Here is an 18,129-nt window from a genome sequence, read left to right as displayed (position 1 = left end):
GAACCCTCTACGGATGTCCTGTGGGCGGTTGCCCGCTGGTCAGCCTTCACGGGCGACAATTTCGAGTGCCCGGTTGTAGTTCTGCACGAGGGTTGGTGCTCCGAGGGTTACGCGTCTTGGAGCAACAAAGATGACAGCGATCGAAGTGTCCGGAGTTATGCGGACTTCAGGGCTATCTTCGGTCGTGACGTGCCAGTGCGCCCCGTCAATGCTGTGGGTAAGGACGTCGCCGTAGAACATCCCAATCGCCCAAGTCATTTGGGCAAGAGACGCCTTGTCAGTGGGGCTGCCGATCAGGCTGTCGACAGCGGCGAGGCCATGAGCCGACCGGTGAAGCTCTTCCCCTTTGGAATGGAAGTAGGCCTTCAGGTCCTCGTATCCTCCGACGTTCGTAGGCTCGGGGACTGAGGGTACAGAAGATGCAGGCTTGTACTGGGCATATCGCCGGGGCATCCCGGCGGGAAGCGACTGCAGAGGCTCTTCAGAATCATCCGCGTGCATCATGCCCAAAACCCTACGCCGAGTGCTTTGGTTTGCGACGGCCACTTTCCTGATGATGGAACCTTCAGGCTAAAAAATATCTGACCGTTCAGGGTTCCTTTTTCAGCTGCTAAGAATTCTGCGAGCGAGATCGATGAGAACCACCATCTTGCGCTGCAATTCCTCGTTGAGATCTAGGTTTGTCTTGACAGGCTGGCCGAGTTTTTCCACCGGTAGAGGTGCGTCTGGCGGAGCTGCTTGGTACTGAGGAATCGGACGCACCCTACAAGCCGCAGACCGGGAACAGGTTCGCGGCCAGATCAGCGTCATCGAGCACAATCACAGCGGCATCAAACTGTGGCGAAAGGGCAAGACGCATCCGCGGCAGGGCGTCGCCCTGGCCGGTGGAAGCACCCCTGACTTCACGCCCGGTCATCAGCCGCCCCCCTTTTGTTCGGACCGAAAGTATCACCGTCGGTCTCCGGCTTGTCAGGCAGCCAGCCCGCCGATGCCAGCGACTTCCGGTCGCGACTGATGAGTGGCCCAGCAGGTTCTGGGCCACCCCCTCAGACGGGACGTTCCGGGAACTGGACCCGGCCCTTCGTCCAGCAGCAGGTTTGTTGCTCATGTATAAGTCAACTTGCGATGCAGCTGCCCCCGGTCGTTCTGGCCCGGCTGACCGGAAGGTGCCCAGGCCGGCTACCTGTTGGCATCCTCCTGTTGGACCTAACTAATCTTTCCCAAAGCAAGGAAGCTAGCTGTCGCCGGCACGAGTGATGAGGCTGGCTCGTAGTCGTTGCAAGTAGGGCATTATTCCGTAAATCACGATCGGGACTGCGACAGTGACCAGGACAAAGGTGCGCAGTACCGGGTGCAGGGTTCCGAGCCAGTCGCCGATAGCAAGGTTGATAGCGGTCAGGGTAGGGAATACTGCTATCCAGATCATCAGCGCCGACTGATTCTTATTTGGTGGGGGGACCTGTAAGACACGGGTAGCTGAAGGTTGCTTGGGCATGGTTACTCCTTGAGTCTTCTGTAGAGAATCCCGCTTGAAGAATGGGTACCCGAAATGCCGGTGCGTATTGCACCAGGCTTAGCCATTGACGAGCTGGAGGGTTCCGACGGCGCTGAGCTTGCCGGCAAACCCGAAGGCTGCGTCGGTGAGCTCTGTCTCGGCAATCTTGCGCGTGCCGTCCACGTCGCCGTTGAGGACCGTAGGGGCGAAACGGACATGGGTGGCATCCTCGATGCCCACGAAGTTAAGCCAGTCAGCAAAGAAGGTGCTGCTGAAATCAGAACCGAAGGCGGCCGGTACGCCGGGGGCGTAAACACCGCTGGTGTGGATGGCGAGGGCTTGCTTGCCCTCCATCAGGCCGCGGTAGCCCTTTTCCGGGTCGAACCCGAAGCTCCAACCGGGCTGGGTAATGATGTCGATCCACTGCTTCAGGACGTAAGGAACACCAGCGTTCCACATGGGAATGTTGAAGACGTAGGCATCGGCAGCGGCGAACTGGTCGAACACGGCGCGGGCTGATTCCCACGCTGTGATCTGCTCCGGCGTCTGGTCCTGGCCGGAGAACGCAGCCATCTTGGCAGCCGCTGCAGTGCGGCCGAAAACCGGCAAAGCACCATCGTTGAACAGGTCCAAAGTCTCCAGATCAAAGCTCTCCGGACCGGCGGCCTGGACGGAATCGATGAAATGCCGGGCCAACCGCAGAGAGTCGCTGTGGGCGTAGCGAGGAGAGGCATTGACGTGGAGGATCTTAGGCATTGGCTTCCTTTCAAAGCTCTACTGACGGGCACTTTGTGCCCTGTTATCGATCCTGAGGCAGACCTCTGCGCTGCGTAAGAACGCACTATCTTGTGCCTAGGGCACTTCGAGGTGCCCTCCCTGAAAGGGCTTCCAGCCCGCCGAAGGCAACCTAGGATTCTCCTGTGGAAGAATTCGGCCCCCGCCCACGCTGCCAACGCCGACTTTGATGCTGCAGTGGTAACCCACAACATCATCTTCTAGCTTCTTCGTTTCGACGCCGCCGAACGTCTCCGCCTATATGAGGCCGAGGACTTCCTGGCTGACTTGCGCGCTGCGGCCAGGGACGGCGAGCCACGGTCCGACGCCAATGGCCCCCTTCTAATGGGCGGCCAAGTATGCTGGGCTCCACGAGTCGATGGATGAGAAGAGTATTGGGGAAATGACTCTCACTGCTGAACAGAAACGTCAGACAGCACAGAAGCACTACAACGCTTCCTTGGACCTTTGTCCGGCACGCCAACTGCTTGAGGCCATCAGCAGCAAATGGGTGACCCTTGTAATGCTCTCCTTGGTGGATGGGCAGCAGCGCCACAGTGACCTCCGCAAGAGGATTCCGGGTGCCAGCCAGAAGATGCTTACTTCCACGCTGCGTTCGTTGGAACGTGACGGGCTGGTTTCCCGGCACGTGACGATCTCAGTTCCTGTGCGCACAGATTACGCGCTCACGCCCCGCGGTCACTCGCTTCTCCGTGTCGTCTTTGAAATGAAGGAATGGGCCGAGGAGAACATGGATGATGTGGCTGCCTCCCGCATGGAGCACGACAGGCACAAGCTCGCCTTCAACTAGCGCCTGGGACTCCGGCGCGCATCTGGTTTGCCTCCATGGCGCCCGGCGGAACCACCGTAAATTGGCAGTGGAATTGCTTGCCGGATCCGCGCTGCGGCTTCCACGGTTCCGTCTTCGTGCCCCGGCTGCCGTAGTTTTGAGTGGCGGCCGGGAATATGGTTCCCGCCCTCCCTGGGTACGGCGAAAACTGTTTGTCGGATCGGGAACCTTTTCGGGGCCTGCGGACACTACAAGGTATGAGGCTAATGGGGGAAACCGACGAAGACCTGTGGCGAGAGTGCACCGCAGGCAACGCTGACGCATTCGGGGTCCTGTTCGACAGGCACGCCGATGCGGTCTTCCGGTATTGCCTGTCCCGGTGTGGTTCCTGGCATGACGCGGAGGAACTCGTCTCGATCACCTTCTTGGAGGCGTGGCGGCAGCGGAACAGGCTCAGGCCGGAGAGGGACACGGTCTTGCCGTGGCTGCTCGGAGTCGCAACGAACGCGAACCGCAACCGCGCCAGGGGCTCCCGGCGGCACGCCGATTTCCTTGCCAGACTTCCGCACTCGGATCCCCGGCACGGCGAACACCAAGCAGACCATGCGGAAGCGGTCGCTTCCAGGCTCGACGCAGAACGTGCCGTCCGCGAACTGCTGGAGACCACCGCGGGGCTGAACGACGGGGAACGGGACGTCGTCGTCCTGTGCCTGATGAACGGCGTCGGGCAGGAAGATGCCGCCAAGGCCCTCGGGATACGGCGGGGGACAGTGAAATCGAGACTGCACCGTGCACGGGCCAAGCTGGCCGCCGTGAACCGGGCAATGGAGCCCGTCGAAGAATTCGACACGACGATCGTTGAAGCGAGGCTGTCATGAACCTGTCTGAAGTGACCTACCCGAAAGACACGAAAAGCCGCGTCCAGAACCTCCTCGTCCAGGAAGCCCGCCGGACGCCGAAGCCAATCCCGCGGTGGCGCAAACCGGCAATGCTGACCTTCGCCGGGCTGGCACTGGCCGGCACCACGGCCGCCGGGGTCTACGTGGCGTTGGCTCCAGTGGAGGATAAACGGGACATCCGCTGCTACTACAACGCCGACCTCACCACCACATATCCCGTTCTAGAGGGGGCGCCCGGAGTAACAAGGCCCCCCTACATCACCACCGGGATCTTCATCACAGGATTCGACACCAAAAACAACCCCAACCCGGACGATAAGAATGCCGGAATGAAACAGGTCAACGACCCCATAAACCAGTGCAGCAAGATTTGGGGTATGGGAGAAATGAACCCATACGGAATCACCGATCACCTCATCCCGGACGGTTTCGTGTCTCCTCCCTACGGCCCCCGGGGCGACCGTTTCGTCCCTGAGGAGGCGAACATGGACCAGAACGGTAATCCTCTCTACCCCGGACCGGACAATCTGGCATTGGGGCACTACGTTCCATTCCTAACCGCGTGCGTCGTAGACAACACCGTCGCCGTCATCCCCGGCCCGGCCGAGGTATGTGCCCAACTCGGAATCCCCGCCCTTGAGAAATAGCGGAAGCTACCTGAGCATAACGATGGGGCTCCAAGAGGTAGGGGCGGACTTCATGGGCCGCTCCTACCTCTTGGCGCCATCGCTACGCCGCTCAATGCGAGGCCCCGGGAACGAGTGCGCCGCATCCGAGGGGATTTGTTTCACCGCTGCCAATAGTCCTGATTGCTGCGCAGCTGGACCGCGAACGAAGTCCCAACCGACGAAACAAGCCCGCACCAGCCGCTGAGAGACAGTTTCCCGCACCAACAGCTTCGCTTGAGGTCTTCTATGGGACGTCGATCGCGCTTGCTGGGACTGCCGTTCTTGACACTGTCCCAGGTCTGCGACGATTGGGGAGTTCAGCGGCAACTTCGGGGATCGCGCGGTGGCGCGCGTGGCCCTGACCTCAGCAGCGTTGCTGGAGGACAAGAAGTCGGGGACTGCCGATGCCAAGGAGTTCATTGTCGCGGCCCACGAAAGCGTCCAGCCGTCGCCGCTGCCCGCCCCTACATGGAGGCAATGGTGGTGCACGTCGACATGGTTTTCCCCGCTGTCCTACGAGAAAATATGGACATCATTATGAGTGCGACGATCTCATTATGAAGCGAAACATGCTGCTGAGCGGCGGAGTAACAGACGGACTCGACCCGGAGACTCGTCTGGAGCACATGGTCGACAACATCAGGCGGCGCTGAACGGGGTGAGCCACAGACCGATTTCCGCCTGGCGAACCGGTAGCTGGGGACGATCCCCCCGAGACCACCGCGTAAGTCGGTCAGCAACTATGGGTACGTCATCGATCGCGACGCGGTTCAGTGGATGTGAGGCATTTCAATGGGACTCGTTCCCAGTTACCCAATGAGTCTGGCTGTGCGGCGCGTGCCCATCACGGAATGCTTGCGGACCTGCTTGGGTCTCGCCATCGTGACAGACGCCGATTGGCCTCGTCTAGGGCACTTGGCGCCGCGAACGTGACAGGCATGACCGGGACGCACTGGTGAATGCTGCCCGTCCCGGTTCAAGGAAAGGGACTTTCTGGGCTGCAAATTAGCTGCCTGCCGGGGTTCGGGCGTCCAACCCCTCACATTGGGAAGATCTGGGGCCACTGAGACGTTAATTCAGTACGTCCCAGCCGTCGAGACGGAGGCCTCAAATGGAGGTCCGGGTGAGCTGGCGCCGGAAGTCAGGGGGCAGCAACAATGGGCATCAAAGTGGCAGTCGGCTACGACGGCTCGGACCCATCCAAGCTGGCCCTGCGCTGGGCGGCCGAATATGCCATGCCGTCAAAGGCCGTGCTGAGCATCATACACGCCTGGATCTGGCCAATATTCACCCACGACGTGGGACCGGTGAAGGGTGTCGCCGACAGCGGGCTTCGGCACGCGGCCGAAGCGATTCTCTCCGAGGGCGTGGAACTCGCCCGCGAAATCTCACCTGATATGGAAATCGAACCGCGGATGGTTGCCGGCCTGCCCGCGGACGTCCTGCGGCAGGAATCCCGTGATGCGGACCTGCTCGTCGTCGGCAACCGCGGGCTTGGCGGCTTCTTTGGAAAACTGGTCGGCTCTGTTTCCGCTGACGTGGCGGCCGCGTGCCCCTGCCCTGTGGTGGTGATCCGAGCCGAGCGCGAGGAAGGAAAACCAGTGATCGCTTGCGTGGACGGGCAAGTGAGGAGCAGTAAGGTCTTGGAGCAGTCAGTCCGTGTGGCGCAGGCCCTGGAGACGAATTTGCGTATCGTTCACGTGGACCCGCCGATGCCGGCCTGGGGGCGCCATGCTCCCTCGCAGTTCCACGGCCGCGACGTCCTGCGCAACGCCATGCTCCGCATGCAGGAACTCGACCCCGGACTGGCCGCAACGGAGGAACTTCTCTCGGGCCACTCCGTGGCCACTGCACTGGTCGACGCCGGCGCTGACGCGGAACTGCTGGTATTGGGGGCGCACAGGCGTGAAGGCCACCATCCCGGAACCCTTAACACAGTTCTGACGCACGCACGTTGCAACGTCATGATCGCCAGGTAACAAGGTGCGTCGCCTCGCCCTGTGACGGCAGGGCTCAGAAGCTGGTGTCGGCAGCCCGCGGGCGCCCGGGCGCAGCTGGTCAGCCCTACCGGATCGTGCATGATTCAACCACTGCCCTCCTTCGGATCCTCGAAGCGATCCTCCCTGGGCGTGTCCTTGCTTAGGCTTTTCTCGTCATGTTGTTGGTGGGCCCGGGCGAGCAGGTCTATCAGTTCCTTCTCGTGCTTTGCCTGTTGACGGTGTTTGGGTCCGAAACTGCTGATCTGTTGTTCTTCCTCGAGCAGCTTCGCGAAGATCCGGTTCCGTTCGCCAACATCCGCGGTGTAATCAGGGTTCAGGTAGTTAGCGGCATCGCGGCGGGCGGCGGACGTGACCGCTTGAGCCTTTCCACCAGGACTGAGCAGGGAAGCGAGGACAGTGACGGACAGAACTGCAATGATGACCGTGAGCGAAAGCCCAGTATCGAACTCGACTACCGGCACCGGATCGCCGTCGTTGATAAACGGCACATTGTTTTCGTGCAGGGCGTGGAGCATGAGTTTCACACCGATGAATCCCAGAATCAGCGCCAGGCCGTAGGAGAGGAAGATGAGACGGTTCAGTAGGCCGTCGATCAGGAAGTACAGCTGGCGAAGGCCAAGGAGCGCGAACGCGTTCGCCGTGAACACGATGAAGACGTCCTGGGTCAAGCCGAAGATCGCTGGGATCGAGTCCAGTGCGAAGAGAATGTCAGTGCCGGCGATGGCGACCATTACGAGCAGCATCGGTGTCAGCGCCCGATTGCCGTCCTGCAACGTGAACAGCTTGTCGCGGTCGTAGTAGTCCGTGGTGTGAAACAACCGCCGGGCTATCCGGATCATGATGTTGTCCGCGGATTTTTCCTCCGTGCCTTCGGGTCTAAGCATGTTGCCCGCGGTGATTAGCAGGATAAGTCCGAAGAGGTAGAAGACCCAGGCAAAGGTGCTAGTCAGCGCAGCCCCGACGAGGATGAACACCGTGCGTGCAACCAACGCGAACGCTATGCCGAAGAGCAGCACTTTTTGCTGGTCTTCGCGGGGCACCCGAAAGCTGTTCATAATCACCAGGAAGACGAACAGGTTGTCCACGGACAGTGCCTTCTCCGTGATGAAACCCGCGAAATACTCTGCGCCGGGTGATGCCCCTCCGAAGACCAAAATGCCGGCCCCGAAGCAGAGCGCGATGCCTACATAGACGGAGGACCAGATGGCCGCTTCCTTCAGTGTTGGAACGTGCGCACGACGGACGTGGAAGATGAAGTCAAAGACCAGCAGCGCAATGATTCCCGCGATGGTCAGTACCCAAATCAGTGGAGGAACGTCCATCACTCCTGCTCCCGGTAGACGCACGGCAGGACGATGCAGCGTGCACCGGGGTTGTACCCGTTTCCCGCCTTGCGGAAAAGGCTACCCCTGTTGCCGCTCCCGGAGTACACCGCACCGAACTTGATTCACAGCGAGGAATAGCAGACACACCAGGGCATCTGGTCACGTCAATCTGGCCTGGAGCTCGTTGAGGACATGAAGCCGAGGTCCTTGGCTGCACCGAGGGACTGTACCGAGTGAGCGGCCGTCCAAGCAGCAGTGATATCGAGCCGTTGAGCAGAGAATCCGAGAGCCACAGGATTCAGGATCGCAGGGCTCAGGATGCAGGGCGGCACCGACTACAGCGGGGTGCACCATGGGAAAGGGTGACTCCAAGCGGTGATGCAACACCCGCGGACACTCTTCCGAACCATCCGCAGCTGGTCGGCGGTAGACACGTTTTGGCGGGACCGGCAGACTAAAAGGCCAGGTACTCACGGTAGAACCGGGAGAGGACCCGATGGAGCACCTCAGCAGATTCGCAGCTGAATTTCGTAGGGCGCTCAAGAACCTCCTGCCCATCGTGACCGTAGTTGTCCTGTTCCAGCTGTTGGTGTTCCGCTCAATTCCGGGTGACTTCCTGGGCCTGGTGGCGGGACTGCTGATCGTGGCGGTCGGTATCGCCCTGTTCCTGCATGGCCTCGACTTGAGTATTTTTCCGGTGGGCAAGAACCTGGCCAATCAATTCGTCCGCCGCGGTGCGCTCGGCCTGCTTCTGCCGTTTGGGTTTGCCATTGGTTTCGCCGCCTCCATCGCGGAGCCGGCGGTGATCGCCGTCGCGCAGCAGGCCCAACTGGTCAGCGAAGGCAGGATCAACGCCCTGGTCCTGCGCTTCGTCATCGCCGTGTCGGTGGGGCTCGTGCTGGTCCTGGGCGTCCTGCGGGTGCTGCGGGGGTGGGCGGTCTACAAACTGTTGATCGCCGGTTATGTCGTGGCGTTGACCCTCAGCTACGCAGCTCCGGCCGAGATCATTGGCCTTGCCTATGACTCGGGCGGGGTCACGACCAACATCGTGAGCGTTCCCCTGATTGCTGCCATCGGCCTTGGCCTGGCGAACTCCATCCGGGGACGCAGCCTGCTGGCTGACGGCTTTGGTCTTGTGGCCCTATGCGTGATGGTTCCCTTGATCGGCGTCCAGCTATACGGGATCTGGGTTTATACCTTCGGCGACGCCGGCGCGACGCCGGCCGGCGAGTCGGGGGCGGATCCGGAGGACTGGGTGATCGGCATGATCCTGGGGCTGGCCGAGATGGTCCGGGAGGTCCTGCCCATCGTGGCCGTGGTCCTCTTCTTCCAATGGGTTGCACTGCGGCGCAGGCTGCCGCACCCGTTGCGGGTCGTTGTCGGTTTCACCATGGTCCTGGTTGGTCTGTATGCCTTTGTTGCGGGCCTCAAGCTCGGGTTGTTCCCGCTCGGGACGCTCATGGCGGAGCAGTTGATTGAGCAGGGGGCACCGGCCCTTATTCTGCTCTTCGCGCTGCTGATTGGCTTTGCGGTCACCATGGCCGAGCCTGCCCTGGTGGCCATCGGTGAGCAGGCGCAGGAGGCCTCGCCGGGGAAAATCAGTGCGTTCGCCGTCCGGGTCATCGTCGCTGTGGGCGTGGCGTTGGGGATCGGGTTCGGCGTTTACCGCATCCTGGTGGGAGGGCCGTTCCACTACTTCATCATGGCCGCCTACGCGGTCGCGATCGTGCTGGTGTTTTTCGCCCCGAAATACATCATCGCCCTGGCGTTCGACCTCGGCGGCGTCACGACGTCGGAGGTGACGGTACCGCTGGTCACAGCCCTTGGCATCGGCCTCGCTGCGGCCGTGGAGGGACGAAACGTGCTGATCGACGGATTCGGACTGATCGCCTATGCCTCCATCTTCCCTGTGATCTCCGTCATGGTGTATGCCATGGTGATGGAGAGATTTCCCCGGCTTCGGAAGGAAGTGTCGTGAAGTTTACCGCCATTGTGGTTATTGCCCCGGATGAGCTTGAAGACAAGGTGATTGAACATGCCCAGCGGGCGGGGGCCACGGGGGTGACGATCCTGCCGGGCAAGGGCATCGGGGGTGAAGCCAGGAAGACCTTCTTCGGACTGACGTTTGAAGGGACACAGTCCGTGCTGCTGTTGGTAGTGGGTAAACACCTGACCGCGCCGATCCTGAAGGAACTGCACCGGATTCTGGTCAAGGGGACCGAGTCTCGGGGCCTTGCGTTCGCGATCCCGATCGAGCACCTGACCGGGATTGACCTGCGCCAGGTGGTCCGGTTCGAGGAGCACCTGCGCCGTGAGGGCGCCTGAAGCCGGCACGGAACACTGTACGAGGAGGAGATGGGATGCTCACTGTTAAAGACGTCATGGTTCCCGAGGTCGTCACGATCTCGCCCTACAGCACCTTGCGTGAGGCGCTGTCCATGATGAAGGAGCGTCACGTGAAAAGCCTTGTCGTGGAGCAGCAGCATGCCCATGACGCCTACGGGATGCTCAGCTACAGGGAACTCCTGCAAACCGTCGTCGCCGAAGAGGGTGACGTCGACCTTCTTAATGTGTACGACGCCGCCACGATCCCCGCCATCACAGTGAACGAGGATCTCTCTGTGCGACAGGCGGCGGCGCTGATGAGCCGTTACCACCTGAGCCGGCTGGTGGTGGTGGAAGGCAACCAGCTTGTCGGCCTGCTCGCTATGAACGACATCCTGGCCCGCCTGATGGACGACCTGGCATAACGGGGAAGGTCACCGGCCCGTCTTCACTTTATTCGAATATTATTTCGACAGTTCCAGTGCAGTCCCAAGTGCCGACATTCTGCGCTGTGCAGGCCCTGGAGTTAGCTTGATCACGTGGCGCGCGTTCTTCGTAGATCCGGCTGCGCGGGGCCCCATACTGGGAATATTCCCGGCGGCCTTCCCCCATCCGCCAGGTAAGAGGAGGGTCCATGAAAGCTCTGAAAAGCATCGTCACGCACGAGTACTTCCTGGCGGCAAAAAAGGTCGTCACGAACCAGTATTTCCCCGGGGCTGCGGTGTTGTTCGGAGTCGTCCTGTTCTGGACCCTCGGCCTGTTCGGCGGTCTGTCACTGCTGAGCACGAACCAGACCCTGCTGACCACGCTCACCTGGCTGCTGTTCGTATACGCCGCAGCGGTACTCTCACCCCTCGCGGGACTCTTGGCCGCCGTCGATCTCACCCGCCGCTGGCAGCGCAACCGACGGCGCGAAGCGGAGCGGCCCGGCCGGTCCTAGGAAGCCCGCTGGTCTTATTCGAACCGGGACGGGTCGCCCATTCCGCGCCGGACGATTTCGGCGTCGCCGCTGGAGAAATCAATGACAGTCGTCGGCTCGGACCCGGAGTCACCGGAATCGATCACTGCATCCACGACGTGCTCGAGTCGTTCCTTGATTTCCCAGCCCTGGGTGAGCGGGTCCTCCTCATCGGGCAGGAGCAGGGTGCTGGAGAGCAGCGGTTCGCCCAGTTCGGCGAGCAGGGCATGCACCACGCGGTGGTCCGGGATGCGCACGCCCACGGTCTTCTTCTTCGGGTGCAGCAGCCGGCGTGGGACTTCTTTCGTGGCGGGCAGTATGAACGTGTAGCTGCCCGGGGTGACGGCCTTGATGCTGCGGAAGACGTCGTTGCCGATCTGCACCAACTGGCCCAGTTGCGCGAAGTCCTTGCAGACCAGCGTGAAATGGTGCTTGTCATCGAGGTTCCGGATGGCCCGGATCCGGTCCAGAGCGTCCTTGTTCCCCAGCTGCGCGCCAAGCGCGTAGCAGGAGTCGGTGGGATAGGCGATCAGGCCGCCGGAACGGACAATTTCCACCGCCTGGCTGATTAAGCGCGGCTGCGGGTTTTCGGGATGAACGTCCAAGTATCTCGCCATCCCACGAGCTTACGCCCGACGGCGGCCGGGCTCCCTTAGCCGGCCAGCGCGCCTTCAGCTTGGCTGCCGGCCGGGCCGTGACCCAGTCCGTCCCCGGCTTCGAAAATGACGGTCGTCGGAGTCTGCCCGAAAGTCTGCCCCGCCGCCCCGTGCTTCAACCGGATGCTCGCCCCACGCTGGATGCGTAGTGGGCCAGCACCGTTGCGCGCAGGAATCTCTGCTGGCTGACCGTTTACGAGCGGAGCAGGACGCAATATGGGTACTCGTCGTAGAGGCACTGCCTGCATCTGCTTGGTCCTCCTGCTCCAGCTGGGCCTTGCGGGCTGCGGACCCCCTACCGGGCCGCTTTCGTCCGATGTTCCCTCGGCCCCGGTAATTGCTCCGACTGGCCAACCTACCGTGCCTCCTCCTTCTGAGCCGAGCCAGCCGCCGCCTTCTGAACCGAGTGATCCACCCACCGAGACGCCGCCCACTAAGCCGACCGAACCATCCACTGATGAACCCACGAAGCCCACCAGTGAGCCCCCGGCGCCACCGTGCACGTCCCCCACAGCGGTACCAGGCTCGACGCCGGCGCCGCCCTGTATTACGTGTCCGCCGCCCGGGCCGGATGGTACCCCGGCGCCATGCGTGACGTGCTCCCCGCCCGGGCCCGGTGGGGTGCCGGCGCCGTGTGTGACGTGTCCTGCGGTGGTTCCGGGTGGGGTGCCGGCGCCGTGTGTGACGTGTCCTGCGGTGGTTCCGGGTGGGGTGCCGGCGCCGTGTGTGACGTGTCCTGCGGTGGTTCCGGGTGGGGTGCCGGCGCCGTGTGTGACGTGTCCTGCGGTGGTTCCGGGTGGGACGCCGGCCGCGTGTGTGACGTGTCCTGCGGTGGTTCCGGATGGGACGCCGGCCGCGTGTGTGACGTGTCCTGCGGTGGTTCCGGCTGGGACGCCGGCCGCGTGTGTGACGTGTCCTGCGGTGGTTCCGGGTGGGACGCCGGCCGCCTGTGTGACGTGTCCTGCGGTGGTTCCCGGTGGGACGGACGCTCCCTGCACGACCGCCGCCGAAGTGCAGGCGGGGGCGTGCGCTTCCCCGAGCACGACGCCGACGCTGGGAGCGAGGCCTTCAGAGGCATTGGGTGTCACCGAGACGCCGACAGCGTCGCAATGTCCGTCTTCGGCCGCCTCCAGCCCGTCGCCCTGAGTCAGCAGTCGGAACATCGGGGGGAGTGACGGCCGGGCTGGCTTCGTATCCGCCGCCAATATCGGCGCGACGAAGTGCCGGACGAATCGGTTATCCGCCGATGATGACGGTGGGGCATCCCGGGCCAGGGGCGATGGGTGTCCCGTGCAGGCTCAGGTCGCCCACCCTCGCGGCGGGAAAACCGCCGATCATCACGGTAAGGCTGCCGCTGGCGATTCCGTTCGGTGCAGGCGAAACGCAGACGATGCCGCCGGGCAGGGAATTGGCGACGGCGGCCGGCATCCCTCCGATAAGAACCGTCACCACGGCCGCGGCGGGCGTGACGGGCCCGCCGCCATGCGGTTTGGGGCCGTCGAGCAACGGGCACAGTGCCGTGTCTCCGGTGCGGAGGGCAGGCCCGGTCGGCATCTCGGGCGCCTACAGCCGCACCGGAGCAGCGAACGACTGGCTGACTGAGGCTACGGGGTCCCGCGCTACCCCTGCAGACCTGGTTTCGCCTGGCGGATTGAGCAGCACAAACCAAAGGGCCACCAGGATCAACACAAAAAGCACGAGGATGAGGACGGCTTTGATGATCCATCGGGGCAGGACAGGCTCCTGCAAATGGGTTCCATCCAGCACCACCGGAGGTGCGTCCACGGGTTTGGCAGCCACCGCGAAGGAGTGCATCGCAGGCATTCCGCGCCAGATCGTGCTGCGCGGGTGCACCCGGACACGGGCAAATTCAACGAGTCCGGGACCAACGGTCAGGGTCGGCTCCCGGCAGGATATGTTCAGCAGATCGCCCGGATCGGAACCCGCGAGCGTGACTGTGATGGGCACATTACCGTAGTTGTCCACGGCTACGCGATGCTGGGCGCCGAAGCACCCCCGGGACTGCCGGGGCATCAGCTCAGCGGTTGTCTGGTGGAACGGCAGAAGCTGAAGAACACCCTCGGGCGCAACCGCCTCTTCGGGATGCTCGGTCGGGAGCACCTGAACCGCGTATGGGAACTCGCCGGCCGGGACCTCGGAGGACCGCGGCGGCCGGAACTCCACGGACGCGGTGGTGTTCTGTCCCGGGAAGAGCGACACAATTCCGGGCACCACTTCCGTCCAGGAACCACTCGGCCCCACTACCCGGAGCTTGTACTCCTCGACGATTTCGCCGTCGTTGCGGATGTGGAGCGGGACGACCGCTTCGGCACCGGCCTCAAGGCTGACGAGGGGTGAATCCAGCGTTGCAGTGGTGCTCATGGCTCCTCCTTGCGGAATTGCGCTGCCTTTGCGGAATTGCGCTGCGTCCAACCACGGCCGGCGCTCGTCCGTACTCCGAGGCTACCGGGACCCTTACGGGCAGGGCACCCCTGCCGGCCGGACTTGCGGGCATCGCGGTTGCCCGTTGAGCTTATGTTGACTGCACGAAGAGCACCGTCCGCTATGTTCATCGCAGCGGGGAACAGGCATACGGCAGATCCGTGCCGCACCCATGGCAGCCGCCCCGCATTCTCGATGGGAGGATTCGTGGAACCAATAACCGTCCGGGTGCACGCCCGTGACCCGATATCCGAGGCTGGTGTCGCCAGCGAGCTGCGGGCGCGTCCCGAAGTCCGCGTCGTCAGGGCCGCCGACACCGAACAGGCGCGGGTGGTCGTCGTCGTGACGGACTCGGTGGACGACGACGCGCTGACGCTGCTCCGGATAGTCCAGCGGCGGGGTTTGTCCCGCGCCGTCCTCGTGGCGGGCCATCTCGACGACGGCGACCTGGTCAAGGCAGTTGAAACCGGCGTCGTCGGGTTAGTCCGGCGCAGTGAGGCGACACCGGACCGCCTGGTCACGGTCATCATGGCGGCCGCTTCCGGTGAAGGCAGCGTGCCCCCTGATTTGCTCGGCCGTCTGCTGGACCAGGTCGGCAAACTGCAGCGACACGTTTTGGGTCCGCGCGGAATCATGTTCACGGGCCTGGCACCCCGGGAAGTGGAGGTCTTGAGGCTGTTGGCGGACGGGCTGGACACTTCCGAGATCGCGCACCAGCTCGCGTACTCGGAGCGGACGGTGAAAAACGTCGTCCATGACGTGACCACGCGTCTCCAGCTCCGTAACCGTTCCCACGCCGTCGCCTACGCCCTGCGGGAGGGGCTGATCTAGGCGGTTGCCCTAACAGGCCGATAAGGGGTCCCGGAAGGGGCCCACCCCTCGGAAAGGAGATTGGCCGTGATAGCGCAGATCGACGACGCCTTGCGCACCCTGGTTCGAAACGAGGCCCTGGGCGGCTCGGAGGTGGAAGTGGACTTCGACGCGCCTACCAAAGACTGGGCCGCCCGCCGCAACGCTCCCACGGTGAACCTGTACCTCTATGACATCCGGGAAGACGTGAGGCGCCGGGAGCGGGGCTTTTCCGAACAGCGCGGAGACGACGGCTACGTCCATGCCCGGCGGCCCGCTCCGCGCCATTTCAAGATGTCGTACCTTGTCACGGCGTGGACGCAGCGACCGGAAGACGAGCACCGTTTGCTGGACCAACTGCTGCGCTGCTTCCTCAAGTACGAGGCGCTTCCCGATGACCTTGTGGTCGGCCCCCTCGCGGAAACCGGCCTTGCGGTGCCGCTGACGGTAGGGCTTCCGCCGCCCGAGGACCGTGCATTTGCCGACGTGTGGTCCGCGCTGGGCGGCGAGCTCAAACCGTCTCTCGACATCGTGATCATCGCCCCGGTCGACACGGGCATCCTCTACCCGGCCGGCCCCCCGGCGTCGCAGGGCACTCATGTGGACATGGCAGACCTTGCGGGTGGTCGCGCCGACGTGGGGCGCCATCAGCACAGCGCACCGCCAGCGTCGGTCCGAGGGCCGCGCCATCGGCCCTCGAGGTGACTCTCCCGTGGAGGTAAACATGACCGCGGACCCCGGTCTCGCCTACCTCCTGGCCCGCGTAGGGGTGGTGGAGGAGCGCATCCGCCTCCTCGTGGCGTCGCGCCGCGCCGAGGACCCGCAGCCTGATGACCCGTTCCGCGGACTCTACCTCAGCGATGAGGCCGTTGACCGCCTGCTCCGCGGTCCATCCCCAACCTTGGAGGGGTGGCAGGAAGCCGGCCCGGGCGGGAACTCTCCCCGGCGGCTGCAGTGCGAACAGCTGGCAGACACGGCCCAGGAGGAGGGGCACCGGATCCGGCTCCGGGAGCTGGCATCAACCTTCGGCCTGTCGCCTCTCGACGTCGATCTGCTGCTCGTCGCGCTCGCCGCCGACCTGGATCCGCGCTTCGAACAGCTCTTCGGCTACCTGAACGACGACGTCACCCGGCGCCGGCCGTCGGTCGCCGTCGGCCTGGCGCTCTGCGGCACGCCCCTGTCTGCCGCGGACGGCAGGGCGCGTCTGCTGTCCGGTCCGCTCCTGACCGGCGGCCTGTTGGTCGTCGAGGATCCGGACCGCCCGCTGCCGGGAAGGGCGTTAAGGGTGCCGGACCGCGTCGTCGGGCATCTCCTGGGCGACGACACCCCCGAGCTGGCTCTTCAGGCCGTCCTGGCCGATCCTCCCGCCGTCGTCTGGGGAAATGCCGCGCCGCTGGCCCGGGCACTCGGCGCGGGTGTCCTGCTGGCCTATCTGAGGGAGCCTGCCACAGGTTCCGGACGCGCGCTGGCCACGCGGGCGCTGAGCTCCACGGGGCATGAAGCGGTGCTGCTCGACCTGACCCGCCTGGCCGCCGAGCGGGAACCGCTCCAGCTCGTCGAGCTCGCCGTGCGGGAAGCGCGGCTGCGCGGCGCAGGACTGGTGGCGGGTCCCCTCGCCGCCGTGGCGGACCGGCCGGCCGTGCTGGAGGCGCTGCACGCCGAGCCGCACCCCGTGCTGCTGGTCGGCGATGCCGCGTGGGATCCGGCATGGACCACCCGGACGCCCCTGCTGGTGGATGTTCCCGTCAGTACATCGGCCGAGCGATCAGCACTGTGGCGGACCGCCCTGGGATCGCCCAATGGGTTGGACGTGGAGGCGGCCACCTCGGCCTTCCGGCTGCGTCCGGAACAAGTTGCCCGCGCTGCCGGTTCCGCCCAGGTCCAGGCCACCCTGACCGCCGACGGCCGCCTCACCGCCCCGCACCTCGGGGCCGGGGCCCGGGCCGAAAACGGCTCCGCCCTGGACCGGCTGGCCCGGCGGGTGGAACCGGTAGTCGGCTGGGATGACCTGGTCCTTCCCGACGCCGTGCTGCTGGCCCTGCAGGAAGTGGCGTTACGGGCAAAGCACCGCGAGCGTGTCCTCGGCGACTGGGCCATGCGGCCGGGAGCCGGCCGCGGGCACGGGGTGGCGGCGCTCTTCGCCGGGGATTCGGGGACCGGCAAGACGATGTCTGCAGAGGTCGTGGCCCGGGACCTGGGACTGGATCTGTACGTCGTGGACCTGGCCACCGTCGTCGACAAATACGTGGGGGAGACGGAAAAGAACCTGGAGCGGATCTTTACAGCTGCTGCGGGGGTCAACGGGGTTCTGCTCTTCGACGAAGCAGACGCCGTCTTCGGGCGCCGCTCCGAGGTCAAGGACGCCCACGACCGCTACGCCAACATTGAAAGCGCCTACCTGTTGCAGCGGATGGAGACCTTTGACGGACTGGCCGTCCTGGCGACGAACCTGCGCGCGAACATCGACGAGGCCTTCACCCGCCGGCTGGACGTCGTCGTGGACTTCCCGCTGCCTGACGCGGCGCACCGCCGCGTGCTGTGGGACCGCTGCCTCGGGCGGACCCTAGAACGGGAAGAAGGGATCGACCTGGCCTTCCTCGGGCTGGCCTTCGAGCTGGCCGGTGGGGCCATCCGTTCCGCCGCGGTGACCGCAGCGTATCTGGCAGCAGACGACGGCGGGACGGTCACTATGAAGCACCTCGTCACCGCCGTGCAGCGGGAGTACCGCAAGCTGGGACGGCTGACGCTGGAGAGCGAATTCGGCCCCTACTGGGGGATGCTGGCGGCGTCGCGCCGATCGGGCACCTGAGCCGCGGCTGAATCACGGCTGAGCCGTGGCGCCTGCACCTTCGGGCAGGAGCAGCTGCCCGTTCGTACGCCGTAGCGGCGCTTGTGGGCCGTCACTGCCGGGCGCATCGTCGGTGTAGCTCTGATGAAAGGGGTGCGCC

The 18,129-nt window shown here is 64.0% G+C and carries 19 protein-coding genes; 11 read left to right on the top strand and 8 right to left on the bottom strand.

All coding sequences use genetic code 11. The features are described from left to right. Positions 1-39 precede the first annotated feature (39 nt). The 4 genes from QFZ69_RS10245 to QFZ69_RS10230 form a co-directional block, all read right to left on the bottom strand. Complete coding sequence (locus tag QFZ69_RS10245) at positions 40-453, bottom strand: DUF6278 family protein (protein WP_306919657.1); 414 nt, start codon at positions 451-453, stop codon at positions 40-42. A gap of 310 nt (positions 454-763) precedes the next feature. Then, positions 764-916 carry a hypothetical protein gene (locus tag QFZ69_RS10240; RefSeq protein WP_306917845.1) on the bottom strand — a complete coding sequence of 51 codons (153 nt, stop codon included), beginning with the start codon at positions 914-916 and terminating at the stop codon, positions 764-766. A 318-nt stretch (positions 917-1,234) separates the two neighbouring features. Further along, positions 1,235-1,426, bottom strand: coding sequence for a hypothetical protein (locus tag QFZ69_RS10235; protein WP_306917843.1), 192 nt, complete (start codon positions 1,424-1,426; stop codon positions 1,235-1,237). A gap of 147 nt (positions 1,427-1,573) precedes the next feature. Next, positions 1,574-2,251, bottom strand: a complete 678-nt coding sequence (locus QFZ69_RS10230; protein ID WP_306917841.1) for an FMN-dependent NADH-azoreductase — start codon at positions 2,249-2,251, stop codon at positions 1,574-1,576. A 421-nt stretch (positions 2,252-2,672) separates the two neighbouring features. On the opposite strand from QFZ69_RS10230, the gene QFZ69_RS10225 reads away from it, so the two are divergent. The 4 genes from QFZ69_RS10225 (at position 2,673) to QFZ69_RS10210 (ending at position 6,605) form a co-directional block, all read left to right on the top strand. Next, positions 2,673-3,080, top strand: coding sequence for a helix-turn-helix domain-containing protein (locus QFZ69_RS10225; RefSeq protein WP_306917839.1), 408 nt, complete (start codon positions 2,673-2,675; stop codon positions 3,078-3,080). Between the two features lie 245 nt (positions 3,081-3,325). Beyond that, on the top strand, positions 3,326-3,937 hold the full coding sequence (locus QFZ69_RS10220; protein WP_306917837.1) for an RNA polymerase sigma factor: 612 nt from the start codon (positions 3,326-3,328) through the stop codon (positions 3,935-3,937). Next, positions 3,934-4,605, top strand: a complete 672-nt coding sequence (locus tag QFZ69_RS10215; protein ID WP_306917835.1) for a hypothetical protein — start codon at positions 3,934-3,936, stop codon at positions 4,603-4,605. Before QFZ69_RS10220 ends, QFZ69_RS10215 begins: the two co-directional genes overlap by 4 nt. Before the next feature lie 1,178 nt (positions 4,606-5,783). Then, positions 5,784-6,605, top strand: a complete 822-nt coding sequence (locus QFZ69_RS10210; protein ID WP_306917833.1) for a universal stress protein — start codon at positions 5,784-5,786, stop codon at positions 6,603-6,605. A 104-nt stretch (positions 6,606-6,709) separates the two neighbouring features. On the opposite strand, the gene QFZ69_RS10205 is transcribed toward QFZ69_RS10210, so the two are convergent. Continuing rightward, a complete protein-coding gene (locus QFZ69_RS10205; RefSeq protein ID WP_306917831.1) occupies positions 6,710-7,948 on the bottom strand; it encodes a TerC family protein in 1,239 nt (412 codons plus the stop codon). Positions 7,949-8,510: 562 nt separating this feature from the next. Between QFZ69_RS10205 and QFZ69_RS10200 the strand changes: the two genes are divergently transcribed. The 4 genes from QFZ69_RS10200 (at position 8,511) to QFZ69_RS10185 (ending at position 11,216) form a co-directional block, all read left to right on the top strand. Then, positions 8,511-9,929 (top strand): DUF1538 domain-containing protein, encoded by a 1,419-nt coding sequence (locus tag QFZ69_RS10200; protein WP_306917829.1) that lies wholly within the window; start codon positions 8,511-8,513, stop codon positions 9,927-9,929. Continuing rightward, positions 9,926-10,276 carry a P-II family nitrogen regulator gene (locus QFZ69_RS10195; protein ID WP_306917828.1) on the top strand — a complete coding sequence of 117 codons (351 nt, stop codon included), beginning with the start codon at positions 9,926-9,928 and terminating at the stop codon, positions 10,274-10,276. The genes QFZ69_RS10200 and QFZ69_RS10195 overlap by 4 nt, the downstream gene beginning before the upstream one ends. 35 nt (positions 10,277-10,311) lie before the next feature. After that, on the top strand, positions 10,312-10,701 hold the full coding sequence (locus QFZ69_RS10190; RefSeq protein ID WP_306917826.1) for a CBS domain-containing protein: 390 nt from the start codon (positions 10,312-10,314) through the stop codon (positions 10,699-10,701). Positions 10,702-10,910: 209 nt separating this feature from the next. Continuing rightward, the gene (locus QFZ69_RS10185; RefSeq protein WP_306917824.1) at positions 10,911-11,216 is read left to right on the top strand and encodes a hypothetical protein; all 306 of its coding nucleotides are present in this window, start codon (positions 10,911-10,913) and stop codon (positions 11,214-11,216) included. Positions 11,217-11,230: 14 nt separating this feature from the next. On the opposite strand, the gene QFZ69_RS10180 is transcribed toward QFZ69_RS10185, so the two are convergent. From QFZ69_RS10180 to QFZ69_RS10170, 3 genes are all read right to left on the bottom strand, one after another. Then, the gene (locus tag QFZ69_RS10180; RefSeq protein ID WP_306917822.1) at positions 11,231-11,851 is read right to left on the bottom strand and encodes an L-threonylcarbamoyladenylate synthase; all 621 of its coding nucleotides are present in this window, start codon (positions 11,849-11,851) and stop codon (positions 11,231-11,233) included. A gap of 1,275 nt (positions 11,852-13,126) precedes the next feature. Further along, the gene (locus QFZ69_RS10175) at positions 13,127-13,444 is read right to left on the bottom strand and encodes a PAAR domain-containing protein (RefSeq protein WP_306917820.1); all 318 of its coding nucleotides are present in this window, start codon (positions 13,442-13,444) and stop codon (positions 13,127-13,129) included. Positions 13,445-13,453: 9 nt separating this feature from the next. Continuing rightward, positions 13,454-14,272, bottom strand: a complete 819-nt coding sequence (locus QFZ69_RS10170; RefSeq protein ID WP_306917818.1) for a hypothetical protein — start codon at positions 14,270-14,272, stop codon at positions 13,454-13,456. A 267-nt stretch (positions 14,273-14,539) separates the two neighbouring features. On the opposite strand from QFZ69_RS10170, the gene QFZ69_RS10165 reads away from it, so the two are divergent. From QFZ69_RS10165 to QFZ69_RS10155, 3 genes are all read left to right on the top strand, one after another. Then, a complete protein-coding gene (locus QFZ69_RS10165) occupies positions 14,540-15,163 on the top strand; it encodes a response regulator transcription factor (protein ID WP_306917816.1) in 624 nt (207 codons plus the stop codon). A gap of 66 nt (positions 15,164-15,229) precedes the next feature. Further along, a complete protein-coding gene (locus tag QFZ69_RS10160; protein ID WP_306917814.1) occupies positions 15,230-15,886 on the top strand; it encodes a DUF4255 domain-containing protein in 657 nt (218 codons plus the stop codon). A gap of 19 nt (positions 15,887-15,905) precedes the next feature. Beyond that, a complete protein-coding gene (locus QFZ69_RS10155; protein WP_306917812.1) occupies positions 15,906-17,990 on the top strand; it encodes an ATP-binding protein in 2,085 nt (694 codons plus the stop codon). Positions 17,991-18,129 lie beyond the last annotated feature (139 nt).

Origin of the sequence: Arthrobacter sp. V1I7 (assembly GCF_030817015.1) — a bacterium.
Taxonomy (GTDB): domain Bacteria; phylum Actinomycetota; class Actinomycetes; order Actinomycetales; family Micrococcaceae; genus Arthrobacter.
This window is presented reverse-complemented; position numbering and strand designations above follow the sequence as displayed.